Genomic DNA, 18,110 nt, shown 5'->3' with positions numbered 1-18,110 from the left:
GCCCTTTCGTCAGTGCCTCGGTCGATCAGGCAACAATGCCCAGAATGCAAACAGCGGTTTTTCACCCGACCGCATGGCGTGTCTGACGCCAGGCGGATTGTAGAAGGAACCTCCGATCCCGGGTGAGAACCATTCGGAATCGCCATGCTGAAACTCGCCTTCCGACAGGACGAGGTACGTCTCTTCCGGGGCGTGGTCGTGGTCGGGATAACGCACATACGGCGCCATCAGCGTCGCGCCGAGCCAGAGGTCCCTCCGGTCCTCCAGGCCGCCCGGTCCGGCGATCATCGCATTGGCGTGGCTCACCAAGAAATTTTCGCTGGCCGTATGGTCGTAGACCGAGCGCCACTTCCATTCGAGCATCGGTTCAAGGTCCGAGAAGCGTCTGATTAGCGTATCCAGGGACGATCGGCCGGTTTCTGCAGCCAGCACACTGTCGAGATGTTGGCTGCAGACCGGGAGGCGCTTGCCGATGTCCAGACGTTGCGGTTGCGGCGCTTCAAGCTGGGCAAAAATCTGCATGAGTGACTGGCGCGCCCTCAGATCCTGTGAAAACTGGTTGAACGCGACAAAGGCCGCGTCCAAAAACGCTTGCAAGGCGTCAAACCGCGCCATTCTCAGATGTCCTTGGCAAGACGCAGCGCATCGTAGATGGCCGCATGTGTATTGCGGGCCGCAACGGCATCGCCGATCCGGAAGAGTTGATAGGCGCCCTCCGGGTTGCGTTCGACGGACTGCGGCGTGCCGGCAATAAGCTCGTCGTAGGAGACTTCGCCAAGGTTCCGCGAGCCAGGCTTCAATTCGAAATAGAGGTCGTCCAGCGGGATGGTTCCGTGGTTGACGACGATCTGGTCGAAGGTCTGCTGCTTGGCAACGCCGCCATAGTCACTGCCAACATGGGCGATGATCTGGTTGCCACTCTTTTCAACCGACTCCAGCCGGTACGTGACTGTGAAGGTGACGTCGAGTTTCTGCAGCGAGCGCATGTAAGGAACGAGGTTCATCGCCATGACTTCGGGCGCGAAGGAGCGGTCCGGTGTCATGATTTCCACCTTGGCACCGGCCTTGGCGAGGAACTCGGCAGCCTGGAGGCCCGCATGGTCGCCGGCGTCGTCGAAGATGAGCACGTTGGTTCCAGGCTTCACATCACCGGAGATGATGTCCCAGGAGGAAACGACGAGTTCGTTGCCCTTCGACAGCACCTCTGTGTGCGGCAATCCACCGGTAGCGATAATGACGACATCGGGCTTTTCGATGAGTACCGTCTCAGCCTCGGCCCAGGTATTGAACCGGAAGGTGACGCCGAGCTTTTCGCACTGGCTCATGCGCCAGTCGATAATGCCGATCATTTCCCGCCGGCGCTCGCTCTGGGCCGTCAGGCGGATTTGACCGCCCGGATTGTTCGCGGCCTCCAAAACAACGACCTCATGACCCCGTTCCGCCGAGACGCGAGCAGCCTCAAGGCCGGCCGGACCGGCACCGACGATGACGACCTTCTTGCGAACGGCAGCCTTCGGGATCCGATGCGGCATCGTTTCTTCGCGACCGGTCGCCGCATTGTGAATGCAGAAAGCCATGCCACCTTGATAGATGCGGTCGAGACAGTAGTTGGCGCCGACGCAGGGGCGAATATCATCCTCGCGCTTTTCCATGATCTTCCGCACGATATGCGGGTCGGTCATGTGGGCGCGGGTCATACCGATCATGTCGACCTTGCCGGCAGCGATTGCATGACGGGCCGTCGCCACGTCCTGGATCTTGGCGGCATGGAAGGTTGGAAATTTGGTTGCCGCGCGCACATCGCCGGCAAAATCCAGATGTGGTGCGCTCGCCATCCCCTGAATCGGGATGACATCTGTGAGGCCCGGATCCGTATCGATATGACCGCGGATGACATTCAGATAATCGATGAGGCCGCTTTCCTTGAGACGACGGGAAATCTCCAGGCCTTCGGCCTTTCCTGTCCCGCCGGGAAGACATTCGTCTGCCGTATAGCGAACGCCAAGGATAAAGTCGTTACCGACCCTTTCGCGCATGGCCCTGAAGACGTCGAAACAAAAGCGCAGGCGGTTATCGAGCGAACCTCCATAAGGACCGTCGAGTTCGTTGGTGAGCGGCGAGGTGAACTGGTCAATAAGATGCCCGTAGGCTTCCAGCTCGACACCATCCATACCGCCCGCCTTCATCCGTTCGGCGGCGTCCGCAAAGTCCTTGATAATGCGCTCGATGTCCCAGTCTTCGAGCTTCTTGGGAAAGGCTCGGTGCGCTGCCTCGCGATGATGTGAGGGTGCAACGACCGGGAGCCAATCGCCCTTGTCCCAGCGGGTACGCCTGCCGAGGTGCGTGAGCTGGATCATGATCGCAGCCCCCTCTTCATGCACGGCGTCGGTCATTTGCCGGATCCAAGGCACGATCTCGTCCTTGTATGCGAGCAGGTTGTTGAAGACCGGAGGGCTGTCCTTGGACACTGCCGCCGAGCCGGCGGTCATCGTCAGCGCCACCCCGCCCTTGGCCCGCTCAACGGTATAGGCGCGGTAGCGGTCCTTCGGCATGCCGTCTTCGGGATAGGCAGGCTCGTGAGACGTAACAATGATGCGGTTGCGCAGGGTCAAATGCTTCAACTGAAACGGCTGAAGCAGGGGATCGTTCGACATGCGACGGGCTCCGGTTTATGGGAATTTATCGCAACGGTAGGCGGAAATGTACATAGGTGTCAATAATCAAAAACACCGTGGTTCAGATATTCGACACATATGTACATTTTGCTTGAAACGGCCGTTTGGATTTGTTAGGAGGCAATCATGGAACAGGCGATGACTGACACAGGCTGGCGCGGTTCTCAGGAGGGATGGCTCGAGGCCGCCTATGACTCCCTGCTCGAGTCGGGCGTGGACTCGGTGAAGATCCTGCCGTTGGCCAAACGGCTCAATCTTTCCCGGACCAGCTTCTATTGGTTCTTCAAGGACCGGGAGGAACTGCTGAGTGCCCTCGTCGCGCGCTGGAGGGAGAAGAATACCGGCAATCTGGTCAAACAGTCCGAAGCCTATGCGGAGTCCTTGGCCGAGGCGATGCTGAACGTTTTCGACTGCTGGGTGAACAAGGAACTGTTCGACTCCCAGTTCGAGTTCGCCGTTCGCAGCTGGGCGCTGCAATCGCCCGAGATACAGGCCGAAGTCCATGAGGCCGATCAGGCGAGAATGGAGGCGCTGGGCCGCATGTTCATGCGGTTCGGATATGACGCGGGACCGGCGGACGTTCGCGCACGAACGACCTACCTGGTCCAGATTGGATACATCTCGATGCAGTCCAAGGAAGATCTTGCGCTCCGCATGAAGCGCATTCCGGAATACATCGCGATTTACACCGGACAAACACCACAGCAGAGGGAGCTCGATCGCTTCTTCGCCCGGCATGGCTACAAACCAGAGTGAGAGAAGCATGGAAACGGGCGGGCCTTTGAGGGTTGGCGTAATTGGTGGTGCGGGATGGCTGGGCGGAGCAATCGCCGACGCCATTCTCGACGCCGGCATCGTCGAGCCTCAGAACCTGTCGCTCTCCTATCGCAGCGAGCGCCCCGACCGTTTCAACCGCTCCTTCTGGACATCGGACAATCAGGCACTTGCCGACCGCTCGGACGTCATCGTTCTCTCCGTCCGTCCGGCCGACTGGCTCAGCCTGAACGTTGTTGCCGAGGGCAAGCTTGTCATCTCCGTCATGGCGGGCATCCGCCTCAGCGCCCTTGTTGAGCATCATCGGACGGACCGCGTGGTCCGTACCCTGCCAAATGCGGCGGCCGAAGTCCGCAAGTCCTATACGCCGTGGGTCGCAGCCGCCGGGCTGCAGAACGACGATCGAGACATCATAAGGGCGATCTTCGATGCTTGCGGTTCTCAGGATGAAGTGCATTCAGAAGCGGAAATCGACTATCTGACCGGCCTCACCGGATCCGGGCCTGCCTTTCCGGCGCTGCTCGCCGAAGCGATGATGGCAGACGCCGTCTCGCAAGGACTGGCTCCCGAGATCGCCAAGCGTGCAGTCAATACCCTTATCACGGGTGCCGGTCGGCTGCTTGAGCAGCGTGACGACTGTCCGACCGACATTGTCCAGACCTTCCTCGACTATCGCGGCACCACCGCGGCCGCGATCGAGGAGATGCGCGCGGCCGGATTCGATACCGCCGTCTCACGCGGATTGAGGGCTGCGTTCAGGAAATCGGTTCGCATGGGAGAAGCCTCCTAGCGTCGTTGAGACGGGGTCCGCGGCGCCCCGCCTCAGAAGAAAAGCCGCCAAAAGAGGGAACGATAATGAAAAGCTTGCTAGCATCGACATGCCTGTTCCTTGGGACCGTCGCCGGTTCGTCGCTCGCCAGCGCGGCAGACTGCGGCAGCGTCACCATCGCCAGCATGAACTGGCAAAGTGCCGAGGTCATTTCCAATCTCGACAAGATCATCCTCAATGAAGGTTACGGCTGCAGCGCCGAAATCACCATCGGCGATACCGTACCGACGATCACCTCCATGGCGGAAAAAGGCGAGCCGGATATCGCGCCCGAGGCCTGGATCGATCTGCTTCCCGACGTGGTCAAGAAGGGAACCGAAGAAGGCCGTATCGTAAAGGTCGGGTCTCCGCTGCCCGATGGCGGCGTTCAGGGCTGGTGGATCCCGAAGTATTTCGCCGATGCCCATCCAGACATCAAGAGTATTCCCGATCTCCTGAAGCATCCCGACCTCATCAAGGATCCTGAAGACCCGAGCAAGGGCGCGATCTTCAATGGTCCACAGGGTTGGGGTGGAACGGTCGTGACCGCACAGCTCTACAAGGCCTTCGAAGCAGAGAAGGCCGGCTGGACGCTGGTCGACACCGGCTCGGCAGCAGGCCTCGACGGCTCGATTGCCAAGGCCTATGAGCGCAAGGAAGGCTGGGTCGGCTATTACTGGGCACCGACCGCCCTGCTTGGCAAATACGAGATGGTGCAGCTTGAGGCAGGCGTCCCCTATGACGCAGCCGAGTGGAAGCGTTGCATTACGGTTGCCGAATGCACTGACCCGAAGCCGAGCGCCTGGCCGGTCGATACGATCGTGACACTTGTCGCCAAGCCCTTTTCCGAAAAAGCTGGCCCCGAGGTCATGGAGTACCTCAACAAGCGCTCCTGGAGCAACGAGACAATCGCCAAGTTGATGGCCTGGATGACCGACAACCAGGCGAGCGGCGAGGAAGGTGCAAAGCACTTCCTCGAAGAAAACCCGGATATCTGGAAGAAGTGGGTCTCCCCAGAGGCCGCCGCCAAGATCGAGGCTGCGCTGTAGTCAGCACGGCCGAAAACCCGGTGCGGTGTGCCTTCAGCATATCGCACCGTTCTCGCCGACATAACAACAAGAACGCATCGGCTCTTTCGAGAAGGGGAACCGAATGGACTGGTTTTATCAATTTCCCAGCATGGACGACAACGCGCTTCGAAACCTCAAGAAAGTCATCGACGAAACGTTTCGCGGCTTTACCCGAAACTACGGTGATCTGATCGAGGGCTTCTTCGCGCCGCTCCAGCATTTTCTAATCGCTTCTGAACGGTTCATGACCAAGACGCCCTGGCCGATCATCACGCTCCTCATCCTCGCCATCGCCTGGTCAGCGACCAGAAGCATTCGCATCGCCGCCGGCTGTCTCGTGACGCTGTTGCTCATCGGCTACTTCGACATGTGGGACGATACGATGCGGACGATCTCGATGATCTTCGTCTGCACGATCCTGTCGATCGCGATCGGCCTGCCGATCGGCATTCTCATGTCGCGCTCCGACAGGGTCCAGCGGGTCGTCAACCCGGTGCTCGACGTCATGCAGACCATGCCAAGCTTCGTCTACCTGATCCCCGTCGTCATGCTGCTCGGCATTGGCAAGGTGCCGGGCCTGATCGCCGTCGTCATCTACGCGATCCCGCCGATGATCCGGCTCACCAATCTCGGCATTCGCCTGGTCGACAAGGACGTACTGGAGGCGGCCGATGCCTTCGGCGCCGACAACCGGCAGAAGCTCTTCAAGGTGCAGCTCCCGCTTGCGCTTCCGACCATCATGGCAGGGATCAACCAGACGATCATGATGGCGCTTGCCATGGTCGTCATCGCCTCGATGATCGGTGTTCAGGGTCTTGGCCAACCCGTACTGAAGGCGATCGCCAACCAGTACTTCACGCTCGGTATCTTCAATGGTCTTGCGATCGTCGGCATCGCCATCATGTTCGACCGGGTCAGCCAGGCCTATGGCGAACGATTGCAGAAGCACCGGGAGGTGGTCCATGGCTGAGCACGCTTTCGGCGGCATCGCAATCCGCCATCTCTATAAGATCTTCGGACCGAATGCCCGGGCTCATGTCGAGGCGGTTAGGAACGGCCTCACCAAGACCGAACTGAACGAGCGTCACGGGCACGTGCTCGGCCTTCGCGACATCAACATCGAGATGCCGTCGGGCTCGATCCAGGTGATCATGGGGCTTTCCGGCTCGGGCAAGTCGACGCTCATCCGGCATATCAACCGGCTGATCGATCCGACGGCCGGCGAAGTTCTCGTCGACGGCGTCGATGTGGTGAAGATGCCAGAGGCGGAACTGCGCGAGTTCCGCCGCCACCAGACCGCCATGGTGTTCCAGAAGTTCGCGCTGCTTCCGCATCGAAGCGTGCTCGACAACACGATCTTCGGCCTTGAAATCCAGGGCGTAGCGCGCGCACAAAGCATCGATACTGCCATGCGCTGGCTGGAACGGGTTGGACTTAAGGGCTTCGAGCACAAGTATCCCAATCAGCTCTCCGGCGGCATGCAGCAGCGCGTCGGGCTCGCCCGCGCGCTTGCCAACGACGCACCGGTGCTTTTGATGGATGAGGCCTATTCAGCCCTCGATCCTCTCATCCGCACGGACATGCAGACGGTGCTTCTGGACCTGCAGAAGGAGATTAAAAAGACGATCGTCTTCATCACCCACGACCTCGACGAAGCGCTGAGGCTCGGTGACCAGATTGCCATTTTGCGCGACGGCGAGGTCATCCAGCAGGGCACGAGCCAGGATATCGTGCTGAGGCCTGCCGACGACTATGTCGCCAATTTCGTCAAGGAGGTGAACCGGGGCCGCGTTGTCCATGTGGAGGCGATCATGGCACCGCTTGGCGCAACTGCAGCCGACAGTGGGCAACGGATTGCCGCCGATCTCACAATCGAAGAAGCGGTCCGTACGCTCGCCTCTGCACCCGAAGGTGATATCACCGTCGTCGATCCGTCCGGAATGCCTCTCGGCACTGTCACCTTCCGCCAGCTCGCGGGCGCCATGGTCAATGCGCACGAGACGAACGATCGCGCAATGGCAATCGCGGCCAACGCGGCGTAAGCGCGGATCGGCCGGCGAATGCCATTCCTCCGGGCGGCCGGTCCTCCGCCCGGAAAAGCGCCAAGGGTGGCTCCTCCCTCATTCCATTCCAGTCCCGATCCCCTCCCCGCCAGGAGTTGCGCCATGTCCAAGAAATTTCCTCGGCTGTTTTCCCCTCTCAAACTGCGGTCCCACACGCTGAAGAACAGGATCGTGTTCGGCGCGCACTCGGCGAACATGGCGGTCGAGGGTCTGCCGACCGAACGACATACCGCCTATTACCGGGAACGAGCGATCGGCGGCGCCGCGATGATCGTCGTCGAACCCATGCCCGTCCATGCCGCAGCCGTTTTAACTCGCGGCAATTTTCGCCACTCCGATGACAGTGTCATCCCCCATTTCAAGGAGGTGGTCGAGGCGATCAAAGGGCATGGAGCCATAGCGATCCAGCAGCTCTATCACGTCGGAGCGCATGGGGATTCCGACAATTCGTTCCATCCGCATTGGTCGCCTTCGGGCGGGCCGAGCTATCATGACAGCGACGGCTCGCATCCGATGACCGAAGCGGAAATCCTGGAAACGATCGATGGCTTCGTTGCGGCGGCACGTCGCTGTCGGGACGCCGGCTTTGACGGCGTCGAAGTATGGGCTGCCTATCTCGGTTTGGTCGACCAATTCTGGACGCCATGGTGCAATCGGCGCGACGATCAGTGGGGCGGTTCGCTTGAAAACCGCATGCGGATGTCTCGGGAAATCCTGACGCGGATCAGGAACGTCTGCGGGCCGGATTTCATTGTCGGCCTTGCCGTCAGTGACGAACCGGACGTGAAGGTTGCGCTTCAACGCGACGAGCTTGCCGAAATCATCCGCCTGCACGACGAACTGGGCCTTATCGATTATGTCACCTGCGGCTCTGGCGGCTACCTCGATTTCTACAAGCTGATGCCGACGTTCCTCTATCCGGAAAAACTTGGCGCCGATCTCGCTTCAGTCCTGAGGAGTGTCGTCAAGAACGCGCTTGTGATCGCCGAAAGCCACATCCGCACCCCCGAAAACGCCGAAACGGTGCTCAGCCAGGGAGCAGCCGACCTCGTTTCGATCGTGCGCGGGCAGATCGCTGATCCGCATCTTGCAACGAAGGCGGCCGAAGATCGCCCGGAGGACATTCGCGGCTGCATCTCGTGCAATCAGATGTGCTGGGGACGCCGGTCGCGCGACTACTGGATCAGCTGTCTGATCAACCCGTCCGTCGGCCGCGAGGCCGAATGGAACGGCGACCGCTTTTTGAAGACCAGCGATCCCCAGCGCGTGCTGGTCATCGGTGGCGGCCCAGCCGGACTGGAGGCCGCCCGGGTGGCCGCCGAGCGTGGCCACGAAGTCGCGCTCGCCGAGGCGTCGAACCGGCTCGGCGGTAACTTCCTGCTCGCAGGCATGCAGCCACGAAGGGCCCAGATCCTCGATCTCATCGCCTGGTATGAGCGCCAGCTCGAAAAACTCGGTGTAGAGGTTCGCCTCAACTCCTATGTCGAGGCCGAGGACATCGATCCTTCCGAGTTCGGGCGTGTCATCGTCGCCACCGGCTCCTATTCGCCGGAGACGGTGTTCCAGAAAGCGCTGCCGGCGGTCGAGGCGATGCCGGGCCTGGCGAAGGGTAACGTCTTCACAGTCGAAGCCGTCATGGCGCGGCAGGCAAGGCCGGGCAAGCGCGTTCTGCTTTTGGATGAAGGCGGCGGCTGGCGCGGCTGCGGCACCGCCTGGAAGCTCGCCGAGGAGGGCCACGAGGTGGCGCTCCTGACGCCCGACCCGTTCGTCGGCAAGGAGCTGCAGCGAACCGCAGCCGACGTTCCGATGCGGCAGGCGCTCAGGAAACTCGGCGTCACATGGATCGTCGAAGCCAGCGTCATCGAATGGCACGGCAACGGCGCGACCATCGTCGACCACACCACGGGAGAGTGTCGCTTCATCGACGCGGATGCCTTGGTGACGGCCACCACGAATGCCCCGGCCGACTGGCTGATGCCGGGGCTCGCCGAACGCGGTATCGCTACGCGCCAGATCGGCGATTGCGCCGCACCGCGGCAGGCACCCTATGCGTTTTATGAGGGTAGGAAAGCGGGACTGGAGATCTGAGATGGAAGAGGTCGAACTCAACCAGAGGCAAGCAGAAGATCTGGCGATGAGAGCTTGCCTTGGTGCCGGCGCCAATCCGGCGAGCGCCCGATCGCTCGTGGACGCAACAGTGTCGGCCGCCCGCTTCGGCCCGAGCGCGGTCGGGTTTCCGCACCTCGTCGATTATCTGAACAGTTTTCGCGAGGGGCGCATCAATTGCGATCCCACGCCGGCCGCCACGCGCCCCTTCCCCGCTCACATCACCTGCGATGCCGACCGAGGCATCGCGCAGCTTGGTTTCGACCTTGCCTTCCGCGATTTCGTGGATGCTGCCCGCAACTTCGGGATCGCGCTCTTCACCCAAAAGAACAGCTATACAACGGGCGAGCTCGGCTACTACGTGCGCAGGCTCGCGCTGGAAGGCCTGGGCGGTCTTGCGGCGACCAACGCGAATGCCATGGTCGTAGCGAAGGCAGGAGGACCGGCTGTCTACAGCACGAACCCCATCGCCTTCGGATTTCCGCTCGGCGCCAACGCGCCGCCACTCATCGTCGACCAATCGTCAAGCGCGACTGCCTACGTCAACATTGCCGCCGCCGCCGCCGAGGGGCGAGAAATCCCGGAAGGATGGGCGGTCGACAACGAAGGCGCCGATACCCGGGACGCCGAAAAGGCACTCTTAGGCGCGCTGCTACCCTTCGGTGGCCGCAAGGGTGCGAACGTCGCGCTCCTCGTCGAAATGCTGTCCGCCGGTCTTTCCGGCGGTTCCTGGTCTCTGGACACGCCAAGCTTCAGAACGGGTGAAACCTCTCCCGCTGTCGGGCTGACGGTATTTGCGATGATGCCGGGCCCGGAAGGGAGCGGCCACATCGCCCGCGCACACGACCAAATCCGGCGGCTGGAGAAGCTCGGCGTTCACGTCCCGGGCGTCAGCGGCAGGCCACCTGGCTCGCCGGAGCAACCATTGCGCATGTCCCGCGCTGTCTTCGACGCCATCGATCGTTTCGCGTCGAATGAACATCAATCGTCCGGCGGGCTAACGTAAGAACACCGGAGGCCCGGATACGTTACACACCAAGAGAAATCGCCATCCCTTCCGGGGCGGCATACATCGCCATGTTCTTGCGCGATAGATCGAGGTGTGCGCGGATCAACGCCTCCGCCCGGTCAGGACCGTGGTTCGCTATTGCATCGATGATTTCGTCGTGCTGGCGCGACGCCTCGTGCAGGTCCTCCAACATGCGCGCGTTGCTCGGCCTGTAGAAAATCTTGCCGATACGCGCATGATCAATCAGATCATCCTTGTCCTGTTTACACAGCAGACGGATGCGCCGTTCCCGCCACATTGCTTCCGGCAATCATCTACGAAGTAACGGTGCTGATGTACGCGGCCAAGCGTCATCGACCCCGCCGAGCCAGAGCTTCTCTTTGGGCGTTTGGGAAGTGCCGGTGCTCGTACTGGCGATCGCATGGCTTGCCTTTGAACTCGCGATCTTCCGCGATGCGTCCTTCTCAAAGCCCTTGTCTTATGTCGCCATCATGTTCGCAATTGGTGCGGTGTATCTCGCGTATCTCCTAGTCTCCTGCGGAGGCGCGAGAGGTTTGAAAATGCCTGAACTGATTGCCATCGACGCTATCCTAGATGCAGACCGCGGCGCAGAACTCGCACTCACGCCCGCCGAATAGGCCAAATGGCGTTGGTGATGATGCACCGGTGCCCGATGACAAGGGTACACACGAAACGGCAGGATCCGCTTGATTTCCAGGATCATCGTGCCCGGAGCCTCGTTATGCACGCACAACATCGACGCCTGCGGAGGCCGCTACAAGTTACTGGCAGAAATTTGTAGCGGCGCATTCGCTGGTCACTTTTCTCGGACATAAGTCACTTCGTGGACGACCTCACGCCCGTCGAATGGGCTTGGGGCTGGGGCCGAGGTGTAAGTCAGCGTCTGTTCGTCGACCTTGCAGAACCGTACCTGCTCTGTGCCGCTCCATGCTTCATTCCAGCTCATATCGACGTGGTGCACGACCCGATCCGACTCAACCGTGTAGGTGCCCGAATAGGCGAACATCGTCTCGAACAAAGCGATCTTCTCTTCGTCTGACGGCGGCAATCGCTCGGGCCGCTTGCGATTGTTCTTGAGAATAAGAAAAGTCACGCGCTGCGGTGTGTAGACAACCGTGCCTTGAGGGTTCTGACCGAGTGCATCCTTGCGCTCTCCAGTCGCGACGTCTCTCGCAACCCACGAGGTCATCCTCCAGCTTCCAAGAAGGAGATCGCGGCTAAGCGGCCCACCTTGCGTATTTTCCATTGCCTATCCTCCCTTTCTCGAGCGAGCATTTGGACGGCCCATATGGCCCCGGCTTCGGCGGGACCTCGCCATGATCCCGCGCAGTCGATCGTTGACCCGCGTCCTGGCCACCACGTCTTCTTTCGCTATGAACCAATGCGGCCGCAGGGGCTCCATGGCACACCCCTGACATGCGCGGAGCTTTATGCTGGAGCAGAATGTAGCCCTTACTAACCCTGCACAATCGACTGAGCCGCGTGTTTTGCCGGCGTGGCGCAACGATCGTTGCTGCAAGCGCCAGTCGATCCAAGCTGGCGCCCACCCGTCGCCTGTTCAGTCGTCAATACGAAACCCGACCTTCATGACCACCTGGTAGTGCGCGACTTCGCCATCCTTGATGTGTCCCCTGATCTGGTCGACCTCGAACCATTCCAGGTTTCTCATGGTCTTCGATGCACGCGCGATCGCGGTTTCGATAGCGTCGGTAACAGACGACTTCGAACTGCCGACCAGCTCTACCTTCTTGTAGACGTGATCACTCATAACAACCTCCCGTTTGCTTTGAGAAAGGACATCCTACAGGCAAGCCGCAATCCTTGCGCTAACAATTAGCGCAAGGAATTGTCTGGCTCTATTGTCGCATCAATCTTTTAGCGACCTGTAATTTTTGAATGCCAAATGCATAAATCAAAACTATTGCTTAACACTGGTATGCACCAATTCCGATACGCGCACTTTCGGACATTCTTCCTGGCGTGCGGTCTAGAGCTTCTTGTCTGTCGTTGGTTTTCGCAAAGAGAGAGGTTTGCAAGCACATGAACGACTGGAGTACGGACGGGCGTGGCAATGTCAGGTCCTCGACCATCGTCGGCTGGAAAGCCGAGCCGGCAAAAGGCGATGAAACGGGCGACGTTTTCTTGAGGATCGAATTCAGCGTCGACCCTAATCTCACGGATGTGTCGGCGCTGCAGTTCAGATTAACCAGACAACAGGCCGATCACATCAGTGGGACATTGGGGGGCCTTGCGGATCGGTCTTCATCGCTGCGGGGTGTCTGCCGGGAGGCCGGCGCGCTCGCCCTGCAACGAAAATGACCCAAAGCAAAGGGACGTTCGTGACCACGCGGGAGGAAATCGCCGATCGCGTCGTTGCGAAATGGGCAGAGCGCGGCATGGCGATCGAGCGTGATGCCGAGGTCGAGGTCCTGCTCAAGCTGCGGTTCACCGGCGATGTACCCATCGATTGCATCCGGCGCAGATACCTCAAGTTACTTCAAGAACGCCGGCCAGGGCGCAAGGTCGATTGAAAGCCCTTGGCGGACCAAACCAAATGCGGAACGGGAGGCGACGCTGATGGGATATGACTGGAATGGCCGTCGCGAACGCCGTATGAAGATCGCGAGGTTTGGAACAGCCGTTGCTTTGGCAGCGCTCCTGGTATCGATGGCGGCCAAAGTCGCGAGCGAGGCCCTCTAGGCCACGGTGCTCGCTACGGCTCGTCGGGCGTCCGCTTTAAACATCGCATGGAACACGCCTCTGCATCCAGCCTCAATTAAGCATTGTTTGCCTCGGAGAAGTGACAGCTCATGCCCGACAATTGGCAAGTCGCCCGCCGGCCGCTGCACCAAGCATACTTGCTTTGACGTTCGACGTCACTGGTAGCGTGGATACTCGTACTGGCCCCGGCGGCCTGATTTCGAGGACCTTGGAAAATCTGAACTGGTTCGATGAAAACCCGGACTGAAATTACGACGGATCTTCGACAACTGGGCGTTCGAACGGGCGATCTTGTGATGGTGCACGCCTCCTTGAAAGCCGTTGGTGCTGTCAAAGGCGGGCCGGCCGCCATTGTCGGCGCACTTCTCGGTGCGATTGGGTCATCGGGCACCCTCATGGGCTATGCCTCATGGGATCGCTCACCCTACGAGGAAACTTTGAATGGCGTCCGGATGGCTGATGAAGCGCGTCGTACTTGGCCGCCGTTCGATCCCGCAACCGCTCGCACCTATCCGGGTTTCGGCCTGCTCAACCAGTTTCTTGTTGAAGCGCCGGGCGCACGCCGTAGCGCTCATCCCGACGCATCCATGGTTGCGGTTGGGCCACTTTCCGAGACGTTGATAGAGCCTCATCGGCTTGGCCAGGCTTTGGGAAATGGCTCGCCAATCCAACGATTTGTCGAACTTAGGGGAAAAGTGCTCTTGCTGGGCGCCCCTTTGAACTCCGTTACCGCTCTCCACTATGCGGAAGCCATCGCCGACATCCCCGGCAAGCGGCGCGTGACTTACGAGATGCCGCTTCTTGGTCCGAATGGTGAAACGGTATGGGAGACCGCCGAAGACTTTGACACCAACGGCATCCTTGATCGTTTTGCGGTCGCGGGCCAGGCCGACGCGGTCGCAACGATTGCGAATGCCTACGTTGCCACTAGCCGGCACCGGAGCGGCACGGTCGGAGATGCTTTCTGCCACCTCTTCGACGCGCGGGACATCGTGTCGTTTGGTGTGGCATATCTCGAAAGCCGATTTGGCAAGGGTGCGTAGGCACCAGTCCATAACGATGCGGGCCGCCCCATTCGGACGGAAGACTTGCTCCTATCCGGTCGGCGTCAATCTCGTGCGCCGCTTTGGCCTCAGGGTCGCCGCCAGCAACCGTGCACACCAATCGAATGTCAGCGGCGGCTCAAGCGCCAACTATCGTCCCAAAAGAGCATGGCATCGGCCCGTAGAGCTGCTGAGATATTCCGCGGCAGCCCGCGGCTGCGCTAGAGATCCATCCATCCAGCTTTCGCCGGCGCGTTGCCTGGAGATCCGGAGATTGGTGACCGCGCTGGCGACGGTGCGGAACGCACAGAGACCGATGTAAATTACACCTGCCCGGAGACTTCAGGTGTTACGAACGTAACATCCACGCCGTGACGCGTTTGGTATCATACAATCGGGAAAGTAGTTCCTTGAACACTCGGTTGTCTTGCAACTTATACCTTTCGACAACGCGACTTGTTAACTGATCGCTTCCTGCATCAAAAAGCAAAATCGCAAGGGAGGATGCCATGATGAAGCTATTGCTCGTGCTCATTGCCCTGACGTCATTCGTGCCTGCGACGGCAGCTGCACAATGCAACCCGGCGGTACAGCAGTGCCGTTAAGGCACTGCTCCAAACTGTGATTTACCACCATGCCGAACCTTGTCGCGCTGCTCTTCGGAGCGGCGATAGTCCTGTTTTATTCTTACGGGCGCTTCAACCGTGTCACCTACGAGGGCGGGCGGCAGATGGAGCGGCTTGTCAACCTGTTGTCGCCCGACAAGCTTCGGGCGCGGCGCATCGTCATGCACGCCTACGCATGCTACGCGCTCATACTTCTGATCATCTACTTCTTCCTCTGCGCTTACGCGGAACTCCTCCCGATGCTCGGTGGCCCGGATCTTTCGATCGGTGCGAGCAAGCTTCCCGTTCCTTCCGTCGATGCCCCGGTAGCGATCACCACAGGCTTCACCCCGGGCAGCAACAGTGCTGCAAGCACCTGGATGCAGCCTCTGTCCACCATCGTCGTTCCGTCGGTCGTGCGGGACTTCGATATCGGCATCGACGCATCGGTCTCGCTTGCCATCGCGCTGATCATGGTCGGTCTGGCACCCAGTTTCCCGCTTCTGGGAAGCTTCGAGGACTGGATGCGAAGTGCTGCCCACCGCCTGGCGGGTATTCCCACCCGCGTCATCGGCGCCAGTGAAGATCTGCGCCGGAAGGACCTCGCGATCTCGGCCGACAGCGCGTCATCCCTCGAAAAGAACACCCTCCTCATTCCGCGCAGCAATTGGGAGCGTATTGATCATTATCAGGCGGCCGCGAAGGATCAGTTGAGCGAACCCGAGGACTTTCGTCTCGATCTGGAACTGATCTTCTCCGTCTCTGCCTGGATCCTCGACCGCAAGCTGAAGCTCGCCAACGCCCCCGCGCGGGAGCGTTTTCAGAAACTTGAGGAAGAGCTCAGCAAGCGACGGGATCAGTTGGTCGTGGATCTGGACGAGAGGTCGGGCTACGGGTCAGGCGCGGCGAAGGAAGCGCCTGTCAGCAACGGAGCCGCCGATGCAAGCCTCGGCGAACGCAAGAGGGCGACCTGGGAGCGATTGGCGTCGGATGCCGACGACCTTGCAGACGATCTTTGCATCCTGCTCGCGCTCTATGTCGAGCACGAGATCATCGTCGTCTCGCCGGCGACGGCAGACGAGGCGGCGGCACATCAGCAAGTCGTTGCCCGGAAAAAGCTCGAGCAGTTCCTCGGCGCCCTGTTGCACCCCCATTTAAGCGCTGGCTATCGCAGATCCTACGCGACGTTGACTGCGCTCTGGGCCCTCGGCACCGTGCTCTTCGTCAGCCTCTTTTGGAGCCTGCTACCCGGTCGGTTTGAAAGCGAGCTCGTATGGGGTAGCCCCGTCAATGTCTATTCTCGCACGCTGACCTACATCTTCTACGCGTTCAACAACTACTGCATCCCGATGATTGTGACGCTCGCGCTTCGCGACGCAGGCATGCAGTCGCGTCGTTGGCGGAACATGCGCGAGGCGCATTGGACCTCGTGGTTGCCGCAAGCCGTGCTCGTCGTTTTCGTGTCCTGGGCCGTCGCCGCCGTATTCGTCATGGGGCTGCAGCTCTGGAAAACCGGCCTCGACACAGGTTGGGCCGCCGGCGATCAAGGCCTCTCGCTGTTCCTGCAGCTTTCGTTCGAATACAACGCGCCGACGGCCGTTCGCGGCGCCGTACTTGCCCTGATCGTGGCGTTCCTGCTCGATGCATGGTTGGCTCGGGCACTGTCACTCTCGCTGCAGCCGACGTATCTCTCAAGCCTGATCTGGGCGGTCGGCGCATCGGTTGTCATGGCCGTCTGCGGAGGGGCGACCCGTTACCTGACATCATGGGCCACAAAGCCCGCAACCACTCTGAGCCTCGACGCAATCGATAGAGGTCTCGTCGTCTACTCGGCGATGTTCTCGGCGTTCATCGGCTTCGTCGTCGTGTTTTGCGTCACGGCTGCTCTTCTCAACCAACGCGGCGGCGCCGAGCGCTTCCGTTCGGGAAAGACGCCCGCACGCGTGGCGCCAAGACCAACACCCGCGGAGTAGCCGATGCGCCCACTGCTCGCCAAATTCGTCGTCGCCGCACTCGTCCCAGCGCATGTCCTCTCTTACACTGCGCGTGCCGAGACGCTTGACAGCGGTGAGATTAGGATTGGGGTGCGCGAAGATGCGCGACCCTTCATCTGGCGGGACCAGGACACCAAAGGCTATCTCGGCTTCTTTTGGGATATCTGCACCGAGGCCGTCCAGCGTGCGGGATATCATTTTAGCGAAGAGGGCGTGGACGCAAAGAAACGAGCCGCGTTCCTGAAAACAGGCGACGGCGACTACGACCTGCTTTGCGATCCGACGACAATCACGCTCAAGCGGATGCAGAACTTCGCCTACAACGGGCAGGCACCCTATCTTGCGTTCTCGCCCATCGTCTTCGTGGCGAACGGCTCATACGTCAAGGCGCATCTCGATCCACGTTCGTCAGAGGCAGCCGGAGACCTTCCCAAAGACGCACCGCCCAAACCGACCTGCATGGACGTGTTCAACTGGCTGAAACAGGCAAAGGGCGAAGATCCGAAGACGAGAAGATGGTCGTCGGTGCCCGCGAACCAAGCCACCCCGCCCAGTACGACCCAACCTGCAGCAACCGCCGGAAACGGCCTTCTCGGCTGGCTGGAACAGAAGTTTGATTTCACTCTCCAGCAGCCCACGAAGGAAAACACCGAGAAGAAGAGAACCTTTGAGATCTGGGGCTACGTCAAGGGATCTACGATCGGCGACACGCTGAAAACCAATGCGGCGCACCTGACGCAGGACAACTGGATGATCTGCCCGCGAGAAATCGACTCGCATTCCGAGGCGGCGGACGAATTTTGTAACGGTCGGCTGGCCCGCTATTTCGGGGATGTCGATATCATCAAGGCCGCACTTGCCGACTATGGCGAACGTACCGGTACCCGTTGTGCTGCCGACACCACACCGACTACGGAAGGCACCTACGAGCCCTACGCCCTCGTAGTCTCATCTCGCCGTTTCCCCGATTTCCCCGAGCGCATCACACTTGCGCTTTACGGCATGTTCGAGGACGGAACCGTCGAGCGGCTGTTCTCAGGTCATTTTCCCGGGACGCAAAAGTCTCAACATCTCGCCACCCTGTTCCGGATCAACAGCATTCCGGCGGGAAGCGACATGACTGAGAAGCCTGGGTCTGGTGCCGGTGCGCAGCAAGATCCGGTGCATTTGCCCGAGGTTTCGCAAAGCATTTCGAAGACGGACCGCTAGCCGGCGCCGTCG

The 18,110-nt window shown here is 60.2% G+C and carries 18 protein-coding genes; 13 read left to right on the top strand and 5 right to left on the bottom strand.

Going from position 1 to position 18,110, the window contains the following annotated elements; genetic code table 11:
- Positions 1 to 9: 9 nt before the first annotated feature.
- Both IB263_RS20955 and IB263_RS20950 read right to left on the bottom strand, forming a co-directional pair.
- A complete protein-coding gene (locus IB263_RS20955; RefSeq protein ID WP_060607854.1) occupies positions 10 to 615 on the bottom strand; it encodes a dimethylsulfonioproprionate lyase family protein in 606 nt (201 codons plus the stop codon).
- 2 nt (positions 616 to 617) lie between these two features.
- The gene (locus IB263_RS20950; RefSeq protein WP_113136337.1) at positions 618 to 2,654 is read right to left on the bottom strand and encodes an NADH:flavin oxidoreductase; all 2,037 of its coding nucleotides are present in this window, start codon (positions 2,652 to 2,654) and stop codon (positions 618 to 620) included.
- Between the two features lie 147 nt (positions 2,655 to 2,801).
- Here IB263_RS20950 and IB263_RS20945 point away from each other — a divergent pair, with 147 nt between their 5' ends.
- From IB263_RS20945 to IB263_RS20915, 7 genes are all read left to right on the top strand, one after another.
- A complete protein-coding gene (locus tag IB263_RS20945) occupies positions 2,802 to 3,431 on the top strand; it encodes a TetR/AcrR family transcriptional regulator (protein WP_034799984.1) in 630 nt (209 codons plus the stop codon).
- A 7-nt stretch (positions 3,432 to 3,438) separates the two neighbouring features.
- On the top strand, positions 3,439 to 4,239 hold the full coding sequence (locus IB263_RS20940) for a pyrroline-5-carboxylate reductase (RefSeq protein WP_060519182.1): 801 nt from the start codon (positions 3,439 to 3,441) through the stop codon (positions 4,237 to 4,239).
- Positions 4,240 to 4,304: 65 nt separating this feature from the next.
- On the top strand, positions 4,305 to 5,306 hold the full coding sequence (locus tag IB263_RS20935) for an ABC transporter substrate-binding protein (protein WP_060519180.1): 1,002 nt from the start codon (positions 4,305 to 4,307) through the stop codon (positions 5,304 to 5,306).
- Between the two features lie 103 nt (positions 5,307 to 5,409).
- Positions 5,410 to 6,297: a proline/glycine betaine ABC transporter permease gene (locus IB263_RS20930; RefSeq protein ID WP_060519178.1), complete on the top strand. Its 888-nt coding sequence runs from the start codon at positions 5,410 to 5,412 to the stop codon at positions 6,295 to 6,297.
- On the top strand, positions 6,290 to 7,369 hold the full coding sequence (locus IB263_RS20925) for a glycine betaine/L-proline ABC transporter ATP-binding protein (RefSeq protein ID WP_192340539.1): 1,080 nt from the start codon (positions 6,290 to 6,292) through the stop codon (positions 7,367 to 7,369). The genes IB263_RS20930 and IB263_RS20925 overlap by 8 nt, the downstream gene beginning before the upstream one ends.
- Before the next feature lie 123 nt (positions 7,370 to 7,492).
- Positions 7,493 to 9,478, top strand: a complete 1,986-nt coding sequence (locus IB263_RS20920; RefSeq protein ID WP_192438958.1) for an FAD-dependent oxidoreductase — start codon at positions 7,493 to 7,495, stop codon at positions 9,476 to 9,478.
- A gap of 1 nt (position 9,479) precedes the next feature.
- A complete protein-coding gene (locus IB263_RS20915) occupies positions 9,480 to 10,502 on the top strand; it encodes an Ldh family oxidoreductase (RefSeq protein ID WP_110819664.1) in 1,023 nt (340 codons plus the stop codon).
- Between the two features lie 22 nt (positions 10,503 to 10,524).
- Here the strand turns inward: IB263_RS20915 and IB263_RS20910 are convergent, their stop codons facing one another.
- Entirely contained in the window at positions 10,525 to 10,803 is a 279-nt protein-coding gene (locus tag IB263_RS20910; RefSeq protein WP_192439012.1) for an FCD domain-containing protein, read from the bottom strand.
- Positions 10,804 to 10,906: 103 nt separating this feature from the next.
- On the opposite strand from IB263_RS20910, the gene IB263_RS20905 reads away from it, so the two are divergent.
- Positions 10,907 to 11,143: a hypothetical protein gene (locus tag IB263_RS20905; RefSeq protein WP_192438957.1), complete on the top strand. Its 237-nt coding sequence runs from the start codon at positions 10,907 to 10,909 to the stop codon at positions 11,141 to 11,143.
- A 179-nt stretch (positions 11,144 to 11,322) separates the two neighbouring features.
- On the opposite strand, the gene IB263_RS20900 is transcribed toward IB263_RS20905, so the two are convergent.
- Both IB263_RS20900 and IB263_RS20895 read right to left on the bottom strand, forming a co-directional pair.
- Positions 11,323 to 11,772, bottom strand: coding sequence for a lipocalin-like domain-containing protein (locus IB263_RS20900; RefSeq protein WP_112975935.1), 450 nt, complete (start codon positions 11,770 to 11,772; stop codon positions 11,323 to 11,325).
- A 312-nt stretch (positions 11,773 to 12,084) separates the two neighbouring features.
- A complete protein-coding gene (locus tag IB263_RS20895) occupies positions 12,085 to 12,294 on the bottom strand; it encodes a dodecin (RefSeq protein ID WP_034799975.1) in 210 nt (69 codons plus the stop codon).
- A gap of 272 nt (positions 12,295 to 12,566) precedes the next feature.
- Here IB263_RS20895 and IB263_RS20890 point away from each other — a divergent pair, with 272 nt between their 5' ends.
- The 5 genes from IB263_RS20890 to IB263_RS20870 all read left to right on the top strand — a co-directional run bounded on the left by IB263_RS20890 (position 12,567) and on the right by IB263_RS20870 (position 18,098).
- Complete coding sequence (locus tag IB263_RS20890) at positions 12,567 to 12,845, top strand: hypothetical protein (protein WP_034799974.1); 279 nt, start codon at positions 12,567 to 12,569, stop codon at positions 12,843 to 12,845.
- Positions 12,846 to 12,865: 20 nt separating this feature from the next.
- On the top strand, positions 12,866 to 13,057 hold the full coding sequence (locus IB263_RS20885) for a hypothetical protein (protein ID WP_146243037.1): 192 nt from the start codon (positions 12,866 to 12,868) through the stop codon (positions 13,055 to 13,057).
- A 420-nt stretch (positions 13,058 to 13,477) separates the two neighbouring features.
- On the top strand, positions 13,478 to 14,290 hold the full coding sequence (gene aac(3), locus IB263_RS20880; protein ID WP_192438956.1) for an aminoglycoside 3-N-acetyltransferase: 813 nt from the start codon (positions 13,478 to 13,480) through the stop codon (positions 14,288 to 14,290).
- A gap of 634 nt (positions 14,291 to 14,924) precedes the next feature.
- On the top strand, positions 14,925 to 16,868 hold the full coding sequence (locus IB263_RS20875; protein ID WP_112975934.1) for a hypothetical protein: 1,944 nt from the start codon (positions 14,925 to 14,927) through the stop codon (positions 16,866 to 16,868).
- A 3-nt stretch (positions 16,869 to 16,871) separates the two neighbouring features.
- Entirely contained in the window at positions 16,872 to 18,098 is a 1,227-nt protein-coding gene (locus IB263_RS20870; protein WP_192438955.1) for a transporter substrate-binding domain-containing protein, read from the top strand.
- The last annotated feature ends 12 nt before the right edge of the window (positions 18,099 to 18,110 follow it).

It is taken from the genome of Ensifer sp. ENS03, assembly GCF_014852035.1.
Taxonomy (GTDB): domain Bacteria; phylum Pseudomonadota; class Alphaproteobacteria; order Rhizobiales; family Rhizobiaceae; genus Ensifer; species Ensifer adhaerens.
This window is presented reverse-complemented; position numbering and strand designations above follow the sequence as displayed.